This window comes from Paenibacillus sp. 1001270B_150601_E10, from assembly GCF_015558675.1.
In the GTDB taxonomy this organism is placed as follows: domain Bacteria; phylum Bacillota; class Bacilli; order Paenibacillales; family Paenibacillaceae; genus Paenibacillus_B.
The window spans coordinates 227020-247618 of record NZ_JADMOL010000003.1; the positions used below are offsets into that span (position 1 = coordinate 227020).

The following is a 20599-nucleotide window of genomic DNA, read 5'->3' on the forward strand; positions in this document are numbered from 1 at the left end:
TTACATAGGCAAGCATCAATCGAGAACCTTGCCGTCCTACAACCAATATTAACCACAGTACATGAAAATGAAACAGCAAAGGACTGTCTCCATTGCAGAGCAATCTGCAGCAGAGACAGTCCTTCTTTATGTTGACTCGATTATGGTTGGTACCCATCGTCACGCTTAATAGCTATAGGTTGATCGCATATGGCGCGTCATCGATACCGCGATGCGCTCACGCTGCACAACCTTGCCATCTATGCGCTTAATGCGATAGATCTCCTTGGGCGGCGACGAAGCCGATACTTCCGCCTCTTCTAGCTCTTGCGACTTCACCATCGATAGCCGCTTCAAGTTCATGCCTTCTTTATCCTGAACATTCTCTGGAGAATGAATGGTTTCAATCTCATAGGAGACGCCTGGCTCCTTCTTGCCGTAAAGATCGACAATAAGCTTGCCTTCATGCACCTCACTCTGCCAAATTACATCGCCCTTCGTATTATTGCGAACGATAAGCTCTGGTCGAATGACCGCAGATTCCATATCTGCACTGGACGCAACTTGAGATACCGACATCGAGCTAGGAGATTGCTCCGCTACAGCAAGCCCGGCTTGAAGCGCAGCCTGATACATGACAGCAGCAGCTTGGTACACACCTTCGGAATCTCTCAAATCAAGCTGATCTTCAACTGCCACTGCAAACGAGCGTTCCTGCATAGCTTCTCCCGGAACCAATACCTTTCCATCAAGAAGCTTAGCACTTGCTGATACTGCCTTGAGCTCTCTCTCTTCCAAGTGGCTGACATCATAGATTGTTCTGCTAAGCAGCGCGTCAGGCTTGCGCTCCTCCAGCATCTGTACCGTTGTACTTGCAGGCAGCGTGATCAGCGGCATGCGCAGCATAATCAAGTGATCTGGCTGATCGCCCTTTTTCAGCTCAGCTGTCACCTTCTTTAGCAGAAGCTGCTTCAAGCTGTGTTCATCAAGTTCGATGCCTGGCTCCTCCACTTGAAAGGTAGGCTTAAGCGGGTTGCTGTAATTTGCAATCGCATCCTGCGGCTTCCGATCAATAAGAGACCCATAAGCATGCTGCATCGTATTGAGCAGCTTCTGGTCATTCAGCACGGCTTCTGCCTCTAGTTGAACATCTGCTAGCTCACGCTTCAACGCAAGCCTCGTCCAGAATCCGCCTTCTTCCCATTCCTCAAGCTGCTTAAACGCTGCTTCCTCATTGAATTCAACGCCAAGCTCCTCAAGTGAAAATTGTCTGTTCAACAATTTATTTAGCGCAGCTTCCGTACGATCCGGCTCAAACATCACTGCGATCTCTTTCCATTTTCCAAGCTGCTCATTAAAGCGCTGCTTCACCTCTGCCGGCGTCAACCCTCCAGCTTGAATCCCCATCACCTGATACCCTTCAGGTAAGCGGTCATCCCGCAAGGACCAGGCTGCGTAGCCTTGGAACCCTGCTCCAATCAAGCCCACTAGGGCAACTGCCGTAATCATCGCTCTGCGATGCCTCACGCATCTCTCTTTGATTGCAGATATCATTCTTCTATATATGCTAGAGGAATGCGGTACTTCGTCATCTGGGGAGGATACTTGCTTATTACTGTCCTTATCGCTCATCACGACTCATTCCTCCTCTTCGTTTCAAAAAGATTATAACAGACGATATCCCATTTGAAAGTTACATGTTGTTCATAAGTTCAAATCTACATGTAAGATATGAGGGATACTACATCCTCATTATCGGCAGATCGTAACGTTATGTGAGAAGTAGATATTGACAATTTGGTTGCGAGAGATCGAGAAATAGCGCCCTCTCCTATGATTCGCCGAGAGGACGCTGCCATTTTGTTCAAACATCTTATCATGAATATTTAAATGTCCCCTGCATAGAAAACGCCACCGTGCCCTGCGTTCAAGAGAAATGAACGTTGCCTCGATCACAACGGCATCGAGGTCTTAGTTTGCCTCAAGCTCCTCATACCAGCGCTTAACATCCGCTGTCAGCTCTTCTACAAGCGCAGGATGCTCAGCCGCTAGATTGTGGCTTTCGCTAGGATCATTTTTCAGGTTGGACAGGTGCACTTCATCCGGCTGCCCTTTAAAGAAATCCAGCTTTCCGTTCAGGACCAGCTTCCAATCCCCGGATCGAACGGCAAGCTGCTTGTTGTACTCCCAATACAGCCGCTCATGCGGAGTAGAAGCTCCGTCTTCAAGCATGGACTTCAGGCTTCGGCCGGCGAAGGCTGCCTCCTGGTAAACTACCCCCGCATAATCCAGCATCGTCGGCACGATGTCCGCCATCATAACCGGCTCATGGTTGACACGGCCATGATGATGGGTCTTGATCCAGCTTGCAGGTGCCTCACGCGATTCATATAAGGCATCTGAGGACCATGCCTTGCCTTCACGCAGCGATTCAGGAATATACAGAATCGCCGGCTCGCGAATCCCGCCATCGAACAGACTTGCTTTGTGACCGCGGAATACGCCGGCACTGCCGCCGTAGTATTCATCCTGACGGCCATCAAGCCAGTTCCTTGATTCGGAGGAAGGGCCATTATCGCTCGAGAAGAAGATAATCGTATTCTCCCATTGATCGGTTCGCTTCAGCGCCGCTATGATCTCGCCAACGCCGTCGTCAACGGCCGAGATCATTGCAGCCATGACTTGGCGATCCCACGGCAGATGAGCATAACGGTCCATCACGTCCTTTGGAGCATGCATTGGATAGTGAGGAGCATTATAAGCCGCATACAGGAAGAACGGCTGCTCAGCTCCCAGCTGATCTTGAATGAAATCAACCGAGCGATTCGTAATGATATGAGTCAAATATTCACCGTTATCCCATATCTCTTCTTCATTCTCCCACAAGTCATGCGTATTCTGGACGCCCGGCATTCCGTGATAGAAAATATGGGAATAGTAATCCACACAACCGCTTAGGAAGCCGCAGAACTGATCAAAGCCGCGCTTATTCGGTCTGGACTCAGGCGCTGCACCCAAGTGCCATTTACCAAATATCGCGGTTCGATACGATTCCTGCTTGAGCAGCTCCGAGATCATCGGCGTCTCCTTGCATACTCCAGGCGTATTGCGCTCTCCGCCTACAATCTGATCAATACCCGTTTGTTTAGGGAACTGGCCTGTCAATAAAGAAGCTCTTGAAGGCGAGCAGACGGGTGAGTTGGAATACCACTGCGAGAAGCGCACGCCCCGCTCGGCAAGGGTATCGAGATGTGGTGTCCGGATGACATCCGAACCGTAGCAGCCAAGATCCCCATAGCCTAGGTCGTCACAATAAATAAAAACGATATTGGGTCGAGTCTTATTGGATTCGTCTCTTGTATGTCCTGTCATGGTTCATACCTCCATCCTATCTCAAAGAAAGAAGACGCAGCTGTATAAAAGCATAATGGACTCTTTCATGCGGCTCCATCCCTCTTCTTATGAAACAATACCTCGAGAGTTATCGTTAACATTTAACACAATCTTCTCTCCGGTCTATTATCAATTGCCCTATGGACGGTTCCTTGCATGACCAAGAATGGCCTCTAATCACCGTTACAATCTCATATGACGATATTCCACAATGAGATGATCCTCATGCTCTTCCATCCATGCTTCTAAACGCTCCCGCATCCGAAGCAGAACCTCGCTGTAGCGATCATCAGCGACTAGGTTGTTCATTTCGTGAGGATCTTCCTTCAGATGATAGAGTTCATCCGTATCTCCACTATTAAAGACATACTTGTAATCACCCATTCGAATCATGCGCTGGGTATAGAGCAGGCTTCCCAGTCCTGTAAATTCCGTCACAACCGCATCCGGCCAATCCTGAGGCGTACATCCTTCTACGATTGGCACAAACGAACGTCCATCCGCTCCCGGGTGAAGCTCTTTGATTCCCGCATAGTCAAGCATCGTGGCATACAGGTCGCATGTGCCCACCATGTCTTCCACTTTGCGTCCGCCTTCTCCTCCGCCATGCTGCGGCTTTACAATAAGCGGAATTCGGCACGTCTCATCGTACATGAAGTAACCTTTGTCACAAAGACCGCCATGAACCCCTAAGGACTCCCCATGGTCCGCACAGAAGATAATGACGGTATTCTCATAAATGCCTTTCTCTTTCAAATAATCCACAACCCGCCCAACCTGACGGTCGATATGGGTCATCACAGCGTAATAGTGCTTCACATAGGGTTCGAAGCCCTCCCAATCCTTGACTTTGCTTCGTTTCACATTATGGATATTAGGCTTATCCTGTTGATCCTCATTAAAACTAGGCCAAGGTGGTATCGTGACATCACGGTACAGGTCTAGCGTATCAGTCGGCGCAATGTAAGGCTCATGCGGCCCCCAGAAGTGTAGTGCCATCATAAACGGCTCATCGCGTTCCAAGAATTCATCCATATAGTGAATCGCGCGATTGGTTAGATAATGCTCGATCGTCGTCTCAATAGGAGACGTAACCTCAGCGGCAAAGTGGCCGTAGTAATGTCCACTAATCTTGTTCTCAATCTTCAGCTCGAGGTTATTCTCCTTCAAATATTCATGGAACTGAGGATAATTCCAGCCTCCGGCACCATGACCCGGGAAGTCATCTCCTTCATACCCCACATCCGTTGGCATGGAGCGCACATCGCTTCCGAGCTCAGGAAATTCAATATACTTAAGGTTGCGTGGGAACTGCGTACGATCCACTTTCCCTTGGCCCAAATGCCACTTCCCGGTATGTCCAACCGAATACCCGGCATTTTTCAACTGACGGCTAAGCAAATAATCGGTTTGGGGCAGCTCATTCATGAGACAGCCAGGGGAATAGGAGTTGTTCTGCATGCCATGCTTGAATGGATACATCCCCGTCTGCATGGACGCACGAGCTGGAGTACAAACGGGAAAGCTAGCGTAGGCATTGTCAAAGACAATGCCCTCGCTAGCAAGTTGATCCAGGTTCGGCGTTTGGCATAACGTATCTGCATCGTAGCAGGATAAAGTCCCTCTTTGCTGCTGATCTGTCACGATAAAGACAATGTTAGGCTTTTTCATTCATAACCGACCTTTCGTTATTCTTTTGACTTTTTCCACTCATCAATTTGACGCTGGGCTTCTTCCATGATCTTATCAATACCTGCAGCTTTGTATTTCTCAATCGCTTTAGGCAGGTATTCCTTCGGATCAACCGTACCGGTAGTAAGTGCCTTCTCGAACTCATCTTTTACGTTCAAGACAGTTGCAATCTCGGTCCGGACCTTGCTCGTATCCATGGTGAAGCCAAGGAGCGGTGCATTTTTAGCAGAGTTATTAAACGCTTCGAATTGCTCCCACTTATCCTTAGGATCATCAGGAAGAAGATCAAGGACAAAGAAGTTGCCAAGCGTAAATTGTGGCATATCATAGGCTTCCTTGCGTGCTGGCAGCGGCTCGATCGTATTGTCATCGATACGCTTATAGTGCTTGCCTTCGATACCAAAGTTGATCAGATTGCGAAGGTACTTGTCGGTATTGAGCAGGTTAATGAATTCCATTGCTTTCTCTGGATATTTGGACTGAGCCGAGATCGCCATCATCGAACCGGTAACCGACCAGTTGTATACGTAAGGGTCTTCAGCAGGCTGAACGACTACTTTGTCAGGAATGCCTTGCGACCAGCTTGTTTCAGCAAACGGCTGATAGTGAGCCGTATCTACGAACCAGCGGCCTGTCTTCAATGCCTCACTTTGGTTCGCGTCTGTGTAGGTTGCAACATCAGAAGGCAGATAGCCTGCTTTATAATATTTGTGCATGGTTTCATACTGCTGCATAATCTTCGGATTCTCAAGCGTGAACTCAAGCTTCAGATCCTTGGAATCGAGCGGTACTCCGATTGGAATGCCTCCCTCAATGACATAGTCAAACATTTGCGGGAGACCCATAGCTGCGGAGATCGGCTTGAAATTTTCATTCTCCGCAACCGTCTTCAGCATAGGTTCAAGATCTTCGATCGTATGCACTTTGGTAATATCGAAGTTGTACTTCTTCACCATCGTCTCATTGAAGCGGAATACACGCTGTGCAGGAAGCTCCTTATTTGCTGGAATCGCATACAAGTCGCCATTAATCTTAGCGCCTTCCAAGAAGGATGGGTGAAGAACCTTCTTCAAGTCCTGTCCATACTCGTCAACAAGATCGTTCAACTTATAGAAGGCACCTTTCTGTGCATTTGTAATGTAGTTAAATGCCCAAGACGCAGTAAACGCAATATCATAAGGCTCGCCGGAAGCAGAGATAACCTGCATCTTCTGGTCATAGTCCCCCCAGTCGAGCATCTTCAAGTTAATTGTAGCATTGATTTTTTCCTTCGTGTATTCGTTGACCTTTTGCATCACTTCATTTACATCCCGCTGAGGTGTACCTATGGTGTACCAGATAAGCTCAACTGGCTTATCACTCTTACTTGAAGCGGAACCTGAGTCCCCGCCTCCACAAGCAGCTAACATCATAGAAGAGACTAATACCATGACCAAGGTAAGCAGTAACGTGCGTTTTCCTTTTTTCATCCCTCTAATACCCCCTATGAAATTGAAATGTACAGCTTTACAACGAATACCCCTTCCTTTCATGCGAAAGGAAATACATCACCAAACAAATGTAAACTTTTTATAAATATCTATATGCATATACACAGTTATGAGATGACCTTCACTTACCAATGTATACGCTTACATTTGTTAGTATCTTTATTATATGAGGAATACTCTCCAAAATCAATGCATTTATTGCTCTTATACCCATTTATTTAATTTACATAAGCCATATTCATCTTTACATTTATTTCTTCATTATAGAAGAAATTTGTTCGTTTATTCGAGATTTTGTCAGATTACTTGATGACATTAGGAACAAGTTCATCTGCCGAGGTGAACTTTCCCTTAAGGTAATTATGCTCGATCAAGCATAGGCAGAATGGATTGGTCACAGATTTGACGAAATTGTCCGTTAGGAGGTGATAGACGAAGAGTAATCCAAAATTACCCATGTAAACGATATCATATAAACGTTTTAAACATTTTAACTTTTAGGCATAGTTCTGGTACTCTTCAATAGAATGCATCTATTTACAACATGGGGGGAGTTCCTATATGAAGGTTTCCGTTGGTGGGTTTTCCTTTAACAATTCTCGTGTCGCTGGTCATATGGATATTTTCTCTTATATTGATACTGTGCACAGCAAATATGGCCTCAAAACCATAGATCTGTGGAATGCCTTCTTTGCGGACACTTCTCGTCCAATCTGGATGATTGCAGATGATGACGTTCTTCTACGAATCAAGCAAGCATTGACAGAGCGCGAGATGACTGTCGCCAATCTTGCTGTTGATACCGCCCATCTGTGGAACCCTGATCCTGAAGTAAGGGATGCTCTTCATCAAAATGCACTCTCGTATTTGCGTGCAGCCGAGCTTCTTGGTGCGCAATCCGTCCGCATTGATGCGGTCATGCATGGGGATGAAGACATGTCGGATGAGGCGTTTGATTATATCGTACGACGCTATAGCGAGTATGCCGCTCAGGCTGCTGATGGCGGGTACTGGGTCGGACCGGAAAACCATACCGGCTTCGCCCTTGTTCCTGAATCACTCCGCTCGATATCCGAAAGCGTCAACCATCCTAATTATGGTGTCCTGCTTCATCTAGGCAGATGGCATCACGCGATTCAGCCTTCCTATTCTCGTTCCAAGCCACAACCTGAACATGTTCAAGCAGCGCTTCGCAAAAGCGACCATATGCTCCTTCCTTGGACAAAGCATATTCATATCGATTGGAAAATGCTGCAGCAAGAGGACGCCGTGAAGCATATATGCTCCATTATCGATAAAGGGTACAACCAATGCTGGGCGGTGGAATACAACGCCCCAGAGAATCAAATACAAGCCGTAGGCCAGGCGCTTGAACAGCTTCAAGCCTGCTTACAGCACAAGCAGCTGCAGGAGGAATCTTCATGTCTGCCATTCGAATAGCCATTATCGGAGCTGGCCAGATTGGGAAGCACCACTTGACCCAATATCAGCAAGTCTCTGGAATCGAAGTTGCAGCCATATGCGACATCCGAGGAGACGAGGCAGCTCGTGTCGCAGCTCAGTTCGGTGTGCCCGATACGTATACAGACTTTCGCGAAGTGCTAAAACGAGACGACATCGTTGCTGTCGATGTTTGTCTCCACAATAACTTTCATGCGCCCGTGACGATTGAGGCGTTAAAGGCTGGGAAGCATGTCTACTGCGAAAAGCCGATGGCGGGCTCTTATCGCGATGCGCATGCCATGCTCGAAGTTGCTAAAGAGACGGGTCGGATGCTTCACATCCAGCTTGGCACCCTCTTTACGGTGGAGACGCGCGCCGCAAAGACCCTGATTGATGAGGGCAAGCTTGGCAAGCTCTATCATGCGCGCTCGACTGGATATCGCCGAAGAGGCCGCCCGTATGTAGACGGCTATGGTACGCCTAGCTTTACTCGCAAGGCAGATGCATCTGGCGGCGCCTTGTATGATATGGGCGTCTACCATATCTCGCAGTTGCTGTACTTGATGGGAATGCCCGCTCCCCTGCGGGTAAGCGGAGAGACCTATCAGGAGATGGCCATGCTCGAGAACCGACGCGAGATCAGCCAGTTCGACGTAGAGGAACTAGGTGTAGGCTTCGTGAAGCTCGCAGGCGGGATCACCCTCGATATCATCGAGGCATGGTCTGTGCATATGGATGCCTTTGAAGGCTCAAGCCTCATGGGCTCGGAGGGCGGCATTCGGTTGCCGAGAATGAAGAACGGCCATGCGCTCACCTATCATTTTACGTGCAGCGACATGGATATGGATGCCACCATTGACCTGCATTCGGCCCATAACCGCTATCATTTATTGAATGACTGGGCATGGGCTTATGATTCACCAGAGAAGCATTGGGCCGCCGTTCTGCAGGATCTGGTTCCACTGATGCCAACAGCCAAGCTTGCTTTGGATACGATGCTGATTAGCGAAGGCATCTACCAGTCCAGCAAGCTTGGCCGAGAAATGACAGCTGATGAGATCTTGGAGCTATCCGTATCCAGCGCGGTTAAATTATAATAACAGTAGGATCCTCTGCTATAAAAGCAGCAGGATTCAACGAAGGGCAGGCGCTCACCCGCCTGCTTCTCTTTTTTCATATCGCTGCAAAGCTGCGAACACAGACGGATACTATTGCTTCTTTACTCTTTTTCTTCTATCGTTTTCGCTTATTATTCTTATCATTACTAGATCAATACTCGCCAATCATTATTTAAAGAGAAGGAAGGGATCTTCGCCATGGCACGTTCTCCTGCAAACGAACCTACATCAGCTCCAATAGGCGGTCTCATTCATTTGCGCTTATTTACATTCTTATTGTATGGAGGACTCGCCATCTTCGGCAGCTATTTCCCGATCTTCCTGCACGAGGAAGGCTTCAGCAAGACGGAGATCGGCTGGCTGCTCGCGATCGGTCCCTTTCTGTCTATCTTCGCTAATCCATTCTGGGGATATATGAGCGATCGGCTCGGCAATATACGCCGTGTCCTCTTGATTCTGTTGATTGGCAATATTCTGATTGTGCAAGCGCTGTTTCATACTTCCTTATAAGGCGTTTTATTTGCTTGCACGGCTTTCTTTTATTTATTTCAAACGCCCTTGTTCAGCCAGAGCAACAGCCTGATCCTAACGACAATCGAGGGAACAGCGCATAAGTTCGGAGCCTTCCGCATGTTCGGCTCTCTTGGATGGGCGCTTACAGCGCTGCTTGCCGGTACCTTATTCAATGTCCTCGGCGTCCCTGCACTGCCTTATATCTATGCACTGCTGCTGGCTTTGGCACTGGTTAGTGCGTTTACACTGCCAAAGCCAAAGCCTATCATAACAAAGGCACCTGAAACCGTAATGAAAGATAACGACGAGAAGAAGGATGCCCCTTCACGATCGCTCCGCGCGGTGCTGATGTCTCCTGTCTTCATGACCTTCGTCCTGCTGGGAGTACTAATCAGCGTGCCAAACGGGATTAACAATGCCTTTGTCTCTTTGTATATCACCGATCTAGGCGGAGACAAGTCAGCCGTTGGCTTCTCGATCTTTATGTCTTCCATCTTCGAGGTGGTCATCTTCTTGCTGTTCGATCGGTTTCTTCGCCGCAAGGAATCGACGATGCTGCTCGGCCTTGCAATCGTAAGCGGCCTTTATACGCTGCGCTGGTTTCTAATGTCCATTGCAACTGAGCCTTGGCACGTCATTGCGATCCAAGCCCTTCACTGCGTGACCTTTGGCGGATATTTCTATATTGGCACGCAGCTTACAGCGATGCTCGTTCCAAGTGCTTTCCGCACAACTGGCCAGTCCATCTATACCCTTACGTGGAGCAGTATCTCCGGTACTGTTGCAGGATTTCTAGGCGGAACGCTCTACGATCAGTACGGTCCTTCCTCGGTATATGCCTGGGGCAGTATTTGTGCGCTGGCAGGCGCCATTGGATTTATTCTGCTTACGCTGTATGTGACGCGCAGCCGGACATTTGCATCGGCTTCCGCCGTACAGGAGCGCTCCTGATGTTCGTTTCTGACCTTACATTGACCACTAAGCATGGTTAATGACTCTATGTACTTTTTGCTTATATAAGATGCGTTAGTGACATTCCTGTTAATGCGGAAGGATTGAAAGCACGATACAATAGTGTATATAGAATATAAGAATTCCAAAATCGAATATTTCATCGTAAAGCAAGTTGCAGGCAATTAAAATATTGGCATGATCGAGAAGTTGAAGCATAGGGCCATCTCGACATCGGAGGGAAGACAACCATGATGAATGCAAATGAAAAAACAACCTCTGTTGCTTCTAATGAGCAGCACGTTCGTGTACAGCCTCTGCAAGGAGTAAGCAACTTCCGCGATCTTGGGGGATATATCGGCAAAGATGGACGCAAGGTTCTATGGGGAATGCTGTATCGTTCTGCCGAGCTGTCTGAACTGACAGAAAAGGATATGCGGGATATGGAGGCGCTGGGCATCCGTACGATTTGTGATTTGAGAGACGAAGATGAGATCTTAACGATGCCTACTCCAGCCTTCCCGGCCATCTCCAATGTTCGCGTTCCCTTAATTCCTACTAACAGCGGGCCTGTTGTGCGTCAAGCCTATGACCTCGAAGACGTCGATAAGAGCGCACAGAACGCGCTATTCGGCCAGCCAGATCAGCTGCTCGTGCATTTGAACCGAGCTATGGTTCAGTCCACTGCAGCAATCAAGACGATCTTTGAACTTCTTCTACAAGAAGACGGAACACCATTCTTGTTTCACTGCACGGCAGGCAAGGATCGCACTGGACTAATTGCAGCCTTGATCTTAATGACGCTGGGCGTGCCTAGAGATACCATTATGGACGACTACTTGCTGACGAATCAATATTTGGATGCCGTCAAGATTGCGGCCAAGTCTAAAGCAAAGATGGAGGGCCAAGGCGAAATACCTGAAGAAGTCATGAAAGCTGTGATGGAGGCGCGCCCTGAGTATTTAAGCGCTGCGCTTGATGATATTCTGAATCAATACGGAGATGTGGAGCATTACTTGATTCAAGCAGTGGGCTTAACGGAAGACTCTATCGCAAAGCTTCAGGATAAGCTGCTAACGAATTAGATCTTTCGTAATCAACTATTATTCTTTGCATATCAACCGTATCATTACGTAAAAATAGACGTTCCTCTTCGCCGTGAATGGCCAAAAGGAGCGTCTATTGTTTATTAAGCCCTTATCCAAGCGTAATCACCGCATGATTCGCTGCCAGCTCAACAAATTTGTTCATGCCCGATATTTGTCCCGCTGCCAAATCCGCTTCTACGCCATAATGGTCCACACAGGTCTTGCAGGCATATACCGGCACCCCGGCGGCTTCCAGCTCCGCAAGCTTCAAGGAAGCAAGAGACATTGAAGTTAGGGCCAGCACCCCTCGGTTCATGCAGAAGATCGCAGCAGGAAGCTTATGATCGGTCTTCAACACGGTCAAAAACGTCTCCAGTACAGTCGTTCCTAATCCATCCGCCACGTCGCCAATCGAATCAGATTGCAATAAGATCACTTTGTTCTCCATCGATTCCATTCCTCCTTAATAGTCCTCCCGCACCAGTTCAAGAGCGTTCACGGGCGGAATATGGAAGAGGACCACACCTCGATAGGCGTGGCCGCTCTTATTCATTTATTAAGCTTTTGGAAGCTCAAAAGAGCTCTTTAGAGACGATATCAGGTTAAACACAATATGATCTTCTGTCGTATGCTTCGGATCTACGTTGAAGTATCCGTGACGGAAGAATTGGAATTTATCCTGCGGCTTTACATCCTTCATGTTAGGCTCGATGTAGCCATGTTCAACGACAAGAGAATTAGGATTCAGGTGATCCAGGAATTCACCCTCGCTCTCTTCCGCTTCGTCAAGCACAAGCGGCTCATACAAACGGAATTCTGCAGGCACAGCATGCGTAGCTTCTACCCAATGGAGCGTTCCTTTCACCTTGCGGCCTGTAAATCCAGATCCGCTCTTCGTCTCGACATCATACGTACAATGAATTTCAACCACATTGCCGTTCTCGTCCTTTACGAAGTCGTTGCACTTAATAAAATAAGCATGCTTCAAGCGAACTTCATTGCCTGGGAACAGGCGGAAATACTTCTTCGGCGGCTCTTCCATAAAGTCGTCTTGCTCAATGTAAATCTCGCGGGAGAATGGAATTTGGCGCATGCCCATCTCCGGATTCTCCGGATTGATCTCTGCATCGAGCCATTCCACTTGGCCTTCTGGGTAGTTCGTAATGACCACTTTAAGCGGCTTAAGAATGCCCATCGTGCGAGGCGCTTTCAGCTTCAGGTCCTCACGCAGGAAGTGGTCCAAATACTTCGAATCGACTGTACCACTGCTCTTCGATACACCCAGCTCGTGGATAAAGGCACGGATCGCTTCCGGTGTAAAGCCGCGGCGGCGAAGACCGGATACCGTTGGCATGCGCGGATCATCCCAGCCATCCACGACGCCCTCGTCAACGAGAAGCTTCAGCTTCCGCTTACTCATGACCGTATTCGTCATGTTCAAGCGGCCGAATTCGTATTGATGCGGTACCTTCTCCATCTCAGTCTCTTGAATCACCCAATCATAAAATGGGCGTTGATCTTCGAACTCTGTCGTACAGAGGGAGTGCGTTACGCCTTCAATGGCATCTTCAATCGGATGAGCAAAAGCATACATCGGGTAGATGCACCACTTGTCACCTGTATTATGATGAGTCGCATGCGCGATACGGTAAATAACCGGATCACGCAGGTTAATATTCGGCGAGCTCATATCGATCTTTGCACGAAGAACCTTCTCGCCATTGCTGAACTCTCCAGCACGCATACGTGCAAAGAGATCCAGATTCTCTTCAATTGAACGTTCACGATAAGGACTATTCTGCCCCGGCTCTGTGAGTGTACCTCGTGTCTCGCGAATTTGATCCGCGGATTGATCATCAACGAAAGCCTTGCCTTTATTAATGAGCAGTACAGCACGATTGTACATTTCTTCAAAATAATCAGAAGCAAAACGAAGCTCGTTCCACTTGAAACCGAGCCATTCTACATCCGCTTTAATCGCATCGACATATTCCTGATCTTCCTTCAGTGGATTCGTATCGTCGAAGCGCAAGTTTACCCTGCCCTTGAATTCCTCGGCCATTCCGAAGTTCAGGCATATGGACTTCGCATGTCCAATGTGCAAATAACCGTTCGGTTCTGGCGGGAACCGCGTTACGATTTCGTCAACACGTCCTTCTTTTAAATCCTCCACAATAATTTGACGAATAAAGTTATTGGAGGCGCTGTTCGTATTCTCCATCATATCAACCCTTCGCATAAACCTTTTTATTAATATAACGGTAAGTTTCGTTTGTTTCAACTTTCTTGCAAGTCATTTACAATTTATAGGTTAAGATCAATTGATCATAACGTCGTTCTGCTTCATTAAGACTTCCTTCAACCTGAATGCGCCACTCGTTCAGCCTCTTTACGATAGGTTCAACGCGGGTAATCCCCTTATGAACGGCATCTAGGGAGCTCTCGATTCTATTATTCACCATCCAGTCCGCAATCAGACCATCAAAGAAATAATCGGCGAACTTAAGGCCGTCTTCAATGTGAACCAATTCCGTATGGGCAGCTGCCTGCTCCACATCCTTCAACTCTCGCTTAAAAGTGCGCATGGCGTGGTTCGCCTTCGTCACCAGCTCTTGAGCCTCATCGATCCGGGAATGCTTCATATGCGTCGAAAGCATGCCTCCGCCAAGCATGTCATACGTACTCCAGCCCTTTGCGGAGTCAAAGGCCTCCTCTGCTCGCCGTAAAGCACGAAGCGCATTCTCTCCGGCGGCGCGAGCCTCCGCAAGCTCCTTCTTCTCATGAAGAAGCTGTACCTTCTGCTGCTGCAGCTGATCAAGCTCTCCAGCAAATGCAGAATCGAGTTCGCGAAGCAGCTCCTCCTTCTCCTGCATGGCATGCTTAAGCTTCGTATCCCAGTGGCTGACGTCGATTAGCTTCCTAGTTAGCAGCTCTCGATCTTCCTTTAGCGCATTCGCCTCGCTTAACGCGAGCTCATAGCGTTCCTTTGCCTTAAGCTCCTCGATTTGCTCCCTGCTCAGCTTCTGCTCCTTCGTTCCAATAAGCGTGTAGAAGAGATTCGCGAGCGAGCGATTGGCCAGGCGCTCAACATCCTTCTTCTCCTCTTGCCACTGAGCAAGCAGCCTTTCAACCTCTGCCTGCGCGTCACACTGGTCTACCGTTACCCCATTCAGTTGATGCTCCCATTTTCGATACAGGTCCCGTTCCAGCATAGCGGCTTCGATTAGGCTGTCCAATGCCTTCAATCGCTCTCTCATTTCACTTCCTCCTCTATCCAGTCTCCCATTACATACAAACGTCTATCTATCTACTACGTATGAAAATCATTTTTGATGCAAGAGAACGAATTGCGTGGCACTTGAATATTCCACTTACACCGGCATCGGTATTGAGAGAAGGGAGTGAGAGAAACCGCATGATGTGATGGTAATCAATTATCTTTTATTGCAATCATCACCGAAGAGACGAAGCGGCAGGCATGCAGCCCTCACATACCGTCCTCCGTCTCTTTATATTCTATATCATGAACTATACCAGCAGATCGAACAATACAGAATCTTTATTGACCTCAACGTAGCTCAGATTCTTCTTCTGCATGCGTTCAATCAGTGCACTATAATCGTTGCGGTCTTGAAGCTCGATGCCTACTAAAGCTGCACCGTTGTCCTTATTGTGCTTTTTAATATATTCAAAGCGCGTAATGTCATCATTCGGTCCGAGCACTTCCGACAAGAACTCACGCAGAGCACCTGCGCGTTGAGGGAAGTTGACCATAAAATAATGCTTTAGCCCTTCATAAATGAGCGAACGCTCTTTGATTTCCTGCATGCGATCGATATCGTTATTGCCTCCGCTAATAACACACACGACATTCTTGCCGCGAATCTGATCCCGGTACAGATCAAGCGCCGCCACAGGAAGAGATCCCGCAGGTTCTACGACAATCGCATTTTCATTATATAGCTGAAGAATGGTTGTGCAGGCTTTGCCTTCTGGAACCTTCACGATATCATCAAGCAGTTCCGTGCACACTTCATAAGGAAGCTTGCCCACACGCTTAACCGCTGCACCGTCTACAAACTTATCGATATGCTCTAGTGTAACGACTTCCTTGCGAGCGATGGCCTCGGTCATTGAAGCTGCACCCTCCGGCTCGACCCCAATCATGCGAGTTTCCGGACTTACGGTCTTCATGTAAGTGCTCACGCCAGCGACGAGTCCGCCGCCGCCGATGGTAACAAAGACCATATCAGCTGGGACATCCAGAGATTCCATAATTTCCATCCCTACCGTACCATTGCCTGCCACGATATATGGATCATCGAACGGATGGATAAAGGTCGTCCCATTCTCTTCACAGATCTTCATCGCTGCATCATAAGCATCGTCAAAGGTATCTCCTGTCAGGACCACATCGACATATGTTCCGCCAAAGCGCTTCACCTGAGTAACCTTCTGAGATGGAGTCGTGCTTGGCATCACAATCGTGCCTTGGATGCGCAGGGCTTGGCATGAATATGCGACCCCCTGAGCATGGTTGCCTGCACTCGCGCATACAATGCCGCGTGCAAGCTCGTCTGGATGCAAATGACGAATCTTATTGTAGGCGCCACGAATCTTGAAGGACCTTACAATCTGCAGATCCTCCCGCTTCAAATATACGTTGCAGTCGTACTTCGCAGATAAGTTCGGATCGCGCTGCAGTGGGGTTCTCACGATAACTTCCTTGAGGGTATGATGCGCGCGTACGATATCCTCCATCCTTACATTCATCGTTTCCATCTCCATTCCTCACTCTAAGTCTCTTCTAAATGAACAAGCAAAAGCGGTATGCGATGCATCAAGACGATCAATCGGAACGCTTCTACTGAACCTTACCATTGCAACACCAAGAGCTGCTGTGCTCTCGTAACTTGACAGGCAAAGATAAGCACAAAAAAGCCCGCCCCCAAAAAAGGGACGAGCTACACTCGCGGTACCACCCTTATTCTGCATCGTGCATCGACGCAGCACTCGGTTCACGCCTATTGGCGCCTTCCCTGTAACGGGGGAAGCCGTCCATGCTTACTTTCCTTCGTTCAGCATGAAATCTCTGAGAGGATATACGTTTCCGTTCGCCATCGACTTTCACCGACTGTCGACTCTCTGAGGACTACCTTGAAACGTACGTGTTCTCGTCAACGATTGTTGGTTCTGCCTTCCATATTGATTCTTATTATGTGCCAAATCCCGAATAAAAGTCAATGCTTGGTTCCTCCTTGTCTTTCTTCAGGGGACACTGCCTGTAAATAAATTCATATTGCACGCCACTATGGTAAAGTGGTAATGTGATAACACAATATAGTGAATGATTATCTTTTTTCTATTTCGCAAACTTCACAGCGCTTCTTTCAGTCCTTTTTCGAGGCATGATTCGAAGCTTATAGAAATGAGGACAACAACATGAATGCCGTATTACTATCATTAGCGATCTTATTCATTCTCAGCCTCTGCCGCATTCATATTGCACTTGCCATGATTATAGCATCTGCCGTTGGCGGACTGACTGGCAGCCTTGGCTTGACAGAAACGATAAATGTATTTACTGAAGGCTTAAAAGATAATGCCGCGATTGCCCTGAGCTATGCGCTGCTTGGCGCATTTGCCGCAGGTCTCACGGAGACAGGACTCCCAGAGCGCCTTGTACAGCGAGTCGTAAAGCTTGTAACGAACAAGCAGTTGTCTGGCCGTGCCTCCAAGGTAACACCAGTAGTCGTGGTGCTGGCAGTCGCCTTTATCGCCTGCTTATCACAGAATGCGGTGCCCGTGCACATTGCCTTCATACCCGTGCTGATACCGCCTTTATTGTCTCTATTCAACCAACTGCACATTGATCGCAGAGCGATCGCAAATGCGCTCACCTTCGGACTCATCACTCCCTACATGGTGCTGCCAGTTGGCTTCGGAGCCATCTTTCATGAAACGGTAGCAGCCAATATGTCAAAGAATGGCATGGCGATTGATGTATCTATGCTGCCGAAAGCCATGCTCTTGCCAGCCGTAGGGATGGTGCTTGGTCTGCTAACGGCGGTATTCTTCTCTTATCGGAAGCCAAAAACGTATAAACCGGTTCAAATCACGACGTCCACAACTAACTTTGAAGAGGACGTCGACACTCAAACGGCAGGTACAGGCGCATCGCCTGCGATCAAGACCATCGCTGGCCTTGCATCCATCGCCGCTATGCTTGTTGTTCAGCTTTCTACGGACTCTATGATCTACGGCGCAGGTTCTGGTCTTATCGTCTTGCTCTTATTCCGAATCATGTCCCGCAATCGGTCCAACCAAGTCTTTACAGACGGCATGCGCACAATGGCTTATATCGGCTTCGTGATGATGTCGGCAGCAGGCCTTGGCGCTGTTCTGCGCGCGACTGGCGACATCGAGACTTTGGTGCAAAGCTGTGTGGAACTGGTTGGCAGCAGCCGTCCGATGGCTGCGATCCTTATCCTGATTATCGGCCTGCTTGTCACCATGGGAATTGGTTCATCGTTTTCGACCATACCGCTGATCGTAACGGTATTTGTTCCGCTATGCATCGAGCTTGGCTTCAGCCCGCTTGCGACGACTGCGCTTATCGGAACAGCAGCCGCTCTTGGCGACGCGGGTTCACCAGCTTCCGACAGTACGCTGGGACCAACTTCAGGGCTCAATGCAGACGGACAGCATGATCACATTTGGGGCACTTGTGTGCCAACATTTCTGCACTACAACATTCCGCTGCTGATCTTCGGATTTATCGCAGCTATGGTCCTCTAATTCTTTTCATCGACGCATGGTTAGATGATGGGTTTACGAGGGTTATCCATTATTACTTCTCTTATCTATTAAAAAGAGGCATCACCTTTATGCTTAAAGGTGATGCCTCTTGCTATAAATAAAAATTTAAGTAAAAGCTGCGACGGTAAATCATGCTGCAAGCCTATTAAGAGCGCAAACAGCACGAGCCTTCATTTCATCAGCAGCCAAGCATTGCGCTCTTCATCCATTTGTACTAGATCAGGCATCTCATATCTTATATGATCGAAAATTAGTCATTCAGCGTACTTTGCGCGCTACCAGCCATACAAGCGGCTCGCATTCGCCCACAAGAGCTCTGCGGCTTCCACTGGGTCCATCTGATGCAGCTCGCTCCACTTGTGAACAACTGACGCCACCATAGCAGGCTCCGTCATGCTCCCTGCAAAGGAGCCTTCAAACGGCCATGGGCCATCCGTCTCGCTCATGACCTGCTTGACCGGATATAGACGCGCCAGCGTCCGAATCTCTTTCTCATACGCTATATCTGGCGTAAAGGAGACATAATAGCCGTTCTCGGCCATTCGCTCAATGGTCTTTGCATCTCCCTTGAACCAATGGAAGTGTGCTTTGCGAACATTCCAGCGCTCCAGCATGTCGCATACGCGCGTGGCATCGTCATACACCGCATGCAGGATGATCGGAACGTCCCATTTCACAGCACGCTCCATAAAAGGAATCAGCTGTTCCTCATAGGGAGCGAGATCAAACCTCTTTCCTTCCTGCTCCGTTTCTTCTCGCAGATAATAGGGCAAGCCTACCTCACCTATTGCCCGAATCGAAGTCTTGCGCTCATCCATCCAGGACAGCAGACTTTGAAGCTCCTCTTCAGACGCAGGAGGCTGCTCAGGATGCAAGCCATAGGCAGGTATGATCCTATCAGGATGAGCCTCTGCCAAAGCTTCGTTCGCGATGCAGGAGTCCTGATTCATAGATACTGCTACGAGATGTGTAATCTGATAGTCACGCATCGATTGCATGATCGCTGCTCTCTGTTCATTGGAATATTGATCCAAGTGAATATGCGAATCCACGTACCGCACGCCCTCAATGATATCTCTCTTCCAAGCTTTCTTAGGTCTTGCTTGATTGCTCATGGTATTCAGAACCTTTCAGAACGGTATCCTTGTCATATCTTCCATTCTTCTGTTGGCCCGCATCACTTACAAAAGAGCCTCAAGAACTCTCTCTATAAACTTCTATTCTTTAGCTTAATGGCTTCGAACATCCTCAATCCCAGTTTCTTGGACAGCGCTTTTCTCAGCCCTGCCCCTGCTCCTGCTTCAGCAGGCTTGAGAGATGATGCTTCAGCTCTACAAATTCAGTGCTTCGTGTCAGCTCCTCGCGCCTTGGACGCGGGAATGGTACCTGTACCCGCTCGATCACACGGGCTGGGCGGTGGCTCAGCACGTAGATGCTGTCTGAGAGCAAGAGTGCTTCCTCAATGCTGTGGGTAACAAACAGCACCGAGCGGCGATACTCCTCCCACTGCGCAAGCAGCCAGCGCTGCATCTCGCTTCTCGTCAGCGCATCCAAGGCGCTGAACGGCTCATCGAGAAGCATCAGCTCATGCGGGCTCATCATGGCGCGCACGAAAGCAGCGCGCTGCTGCATGCCGCCCGACAGCATATGCGGATAGGCATTCTCATAGCCCTTGAGCCCTGCCTTCTCAAGCCAGCTGGCCGCTTCGCTGCGGAGCTCCTTTTTGCTTCTGCCGGTCAGCTCCTGCGCAAGAATGACATTGTCCTGAATCGTGCGCCAAGGAAACAGTGCCGGCTGCTGCGGCATATAGCTGACATGCCCCGTCTCTCCCGTCACGATCTGGTCATGGATCGAGATGGTTCCCTGATCAGGCTTGATTAAGCCGCCAATCAGGTGAAACAGCGTGCTTTTTCCAGAGCCTGAGGGGCCTATAATTGATACAAACTCACCCTTCTTCACGTCCAATGAGATCTGGTCGAGCACGTGAACGCTCGTTCCGCCTTGTCCATTGGAGAAGGACTTGCTTACTTCCGATAGCTGCAGCGCCATCTCGGAATGATGGCTCACAGCCATCGACTGTGTCTGTGTTGATTGTTCAAGCGGTATACCGTTC

14 protein-coding genes, 1 pseudogene and 1 other annotated feature are annotated in these 20599 nt (G+C 48.7%); of the genes and pseudogenes, 5 read left to right on the forward strand and 10 right to left on the reverse strand.

Going from position 1 to position 20599, the window contains the following annotated elements:
- Window positions 1-165 precede the first annotated feature (165 nt).
- From I2H74_RS09670 to I2H74_RS09685, 4 genes are all read right to left on the reverse strand, one after another.
- Entirely contained in the window at window positions 166-1611 is a 1446-nt protein-coding gene (locus I2H74_RS09670; RefSeq protein WP_229106566.1) for a VanW family protein, read from the reverse strand.
- Window positions 1612-1950: 339 nt separating this feature from the next.
- Window positions 1951-3351, reverse strand: coding sequence for a sulfatase (locus tag I2H74_RS09675; protein ID WP_195573756.1), 1401 nt, complete (start codon window positions 3349-3351; stop codon window positions 1951-1953).
- A gap of 204 nt (window positions 3352-3555) precedes the next feature.
- Entirely contained in the window at window positions 3556-5043 is a 1488-nt protein-coding gene (locus I2H74_RS09680) for a sulfatase-like hydrolase/transferase (RefSeq protein ID WP_195573757.1), read from the reverse strand.
- 17 nt (window positions 5044-5060) lie between these two features.
- Window positions 5061-6533, reverse strand: a complete 1473-nt coding sequence (locus tag I2H74_RS09685) for an ABC transporter substrate-binding protein (RefSeq protein WP_195573758.1) — start codon at window positions 6531-6533, stop codon at window positions 5061-5063.
- Between the two features lie 582 nt (window positions 6534-7115).
- On the opposite strand from I2H74_RS09685, the gene I2H74_RS09690 reads away from it, so the two are divergent.
- The 4 genes and pseudogenes from I2H74_RS09690 to I2H74_RS09710 all read left to right on the forward strand — a co-directional run bounded on the left by I2H74_RS09690 (window position 7116) and on the right by I2H74_RS09710 (window position 11664).
- A complete protein-coding gene (locus I2H74_RS09690; protein WP_195573759.1) occupies window positions 7116-7994 on the forward strand; it encodes a sugar phosphate isomerase/epimerase family protein in 879 nt (292 codons plus the stop codon).
- A complete protein-coding gene (locus I2H74_RS09695; protein ID WP_195573760.1) occupies window positions 7976-9094 on the forward strand; it encodes a Gfo/Idh/MocA family protein in 1119 nt (372 codons plus the stop codon). The genes I2H74_RS09690 and I2H74_RS09695 overlap by 19 nt, the downstream gene beginning before the upstream one ends.
- 219 nt (window positions 9095-9313) lie before the next feature.
- Window positions 9314-10579 (forward strand): annotated as a pseudogene (locus tag I2H74_RS09705) (MFS transporter).
- A gap of 251 nt (window positions 10580-10830) precedes the next feature.
- Window positions 10831-11664 (forward strand): tyrosine-protein phosphatase, encoded by an 834-nt coding sequence (locus tag I2H74_RS09710; RefSeq protein WP_195573762.1) that lies wholly within the window; start codon window positions 10831-10833, stop codon window positions 11662-11664.
- 112 nt (window positions 11665-11776) lie between these two features.
- Here the strand turns inward: I2H74_RS09710 and I2H74_RS09715 are convergent, their stop codons facing one another.
- The 4 genes from I2H74_RS09715 to ilvA all read right to left on the reverse strand — a co-directional run bounded on the left by I2H74_RS09715 (window position 11777) and on the right by ilvA (window position 16440).
- Entirely contained in the window at window positions 11777-12115 is a 339-nt protein-coding gene (locus I2H74_RS09715) for a DsrE family protein (RefSeq protein ID WP_195573763.1), read from the reverse strand.
- A gap of 108 nt (window positions 12116-12223) precedes the next feature.
- A complete protein-coding gene (locus I2H74_RS09720; protein ID WP_195574056.1) occupies window positions 12224-13888 on the reverse strand; it encodes a glutamine--tRNA ligase/YqeY domain fusion protein in 1665 nt (554 codons plus the stop codon).
- Between the two features lie 76 nt (window positions 13889-13964).
- Window positions 13965-14924: a hypothetical protein gene (locus I2H74_RS09725; protein ID WP_195573764.1), complete on the reverse strand. Its 960-nt coding sequence runs from the start codon at window positions 14922-14924 to the stop codon at window positions 13965-13967.
- Between the two features lie 271 nt (window positions 14925-15195).
- Window positions 15196-16440, reverse strand: a complete 1245-nt coding sequence (gene ilvA, locus I2H74_RS09730) for a threonine ammonia-lyase IlvA (protein WP_420707435.1) — start codon at window positions 16438-16440, stop codon at window positions 15196-15198.
- Window positions 16441-16619: 179 nt separating this feature from the next.
- Window positions 16620-16857: a binding site (T-box leader), on the reverse strand.
- A gap of 252 nt (window positions 16858-17109) precedes the next feature.
- Here ilvA and I2H74_RS09735 point away from each other — a divergent pair.
- Window positions 17110-18465: a Na+/H+ antiporter family protein gene (locus I2H74_RS09735; RefSeq protein ID WP_195573766.1), complete on the forward strand. Its 1356-nt coding sequence runs from the start codon at window positions 17110-17112 to the stop codon at window positions 18463-18465.
- A 296-nt stretch (window positions 18466-18761) separates the two neighbouring features.
- On the opposite strand, the gene I2H74_RS09740 is transcribed toward I2H74_RS09735, so the two are convergent.
- Window positions 18762-19601, reverse strand: a complete 840-nt coding sequence (locus I2H74_RS09740; RefSeq protein ID WP_195573767.1) for a TatD family hydrolase — start codon at window positions 19599-19601, stop codon at window positions 18762-18764.
- Window positions 19602-19764: 163 nt separating this feature from the next.
- Entirely contained in the window at window positions 19765-20535 is a 771-nt protein-coding gene (locus I2H74_RS09745; RefSeq protein ID WP_229106567.1) for an ABC transporter ATP-binding protein, read from the reverse strand.
- Between the last annotated feature and the right edge of the window lie 64 nt (window positions 20536-20599).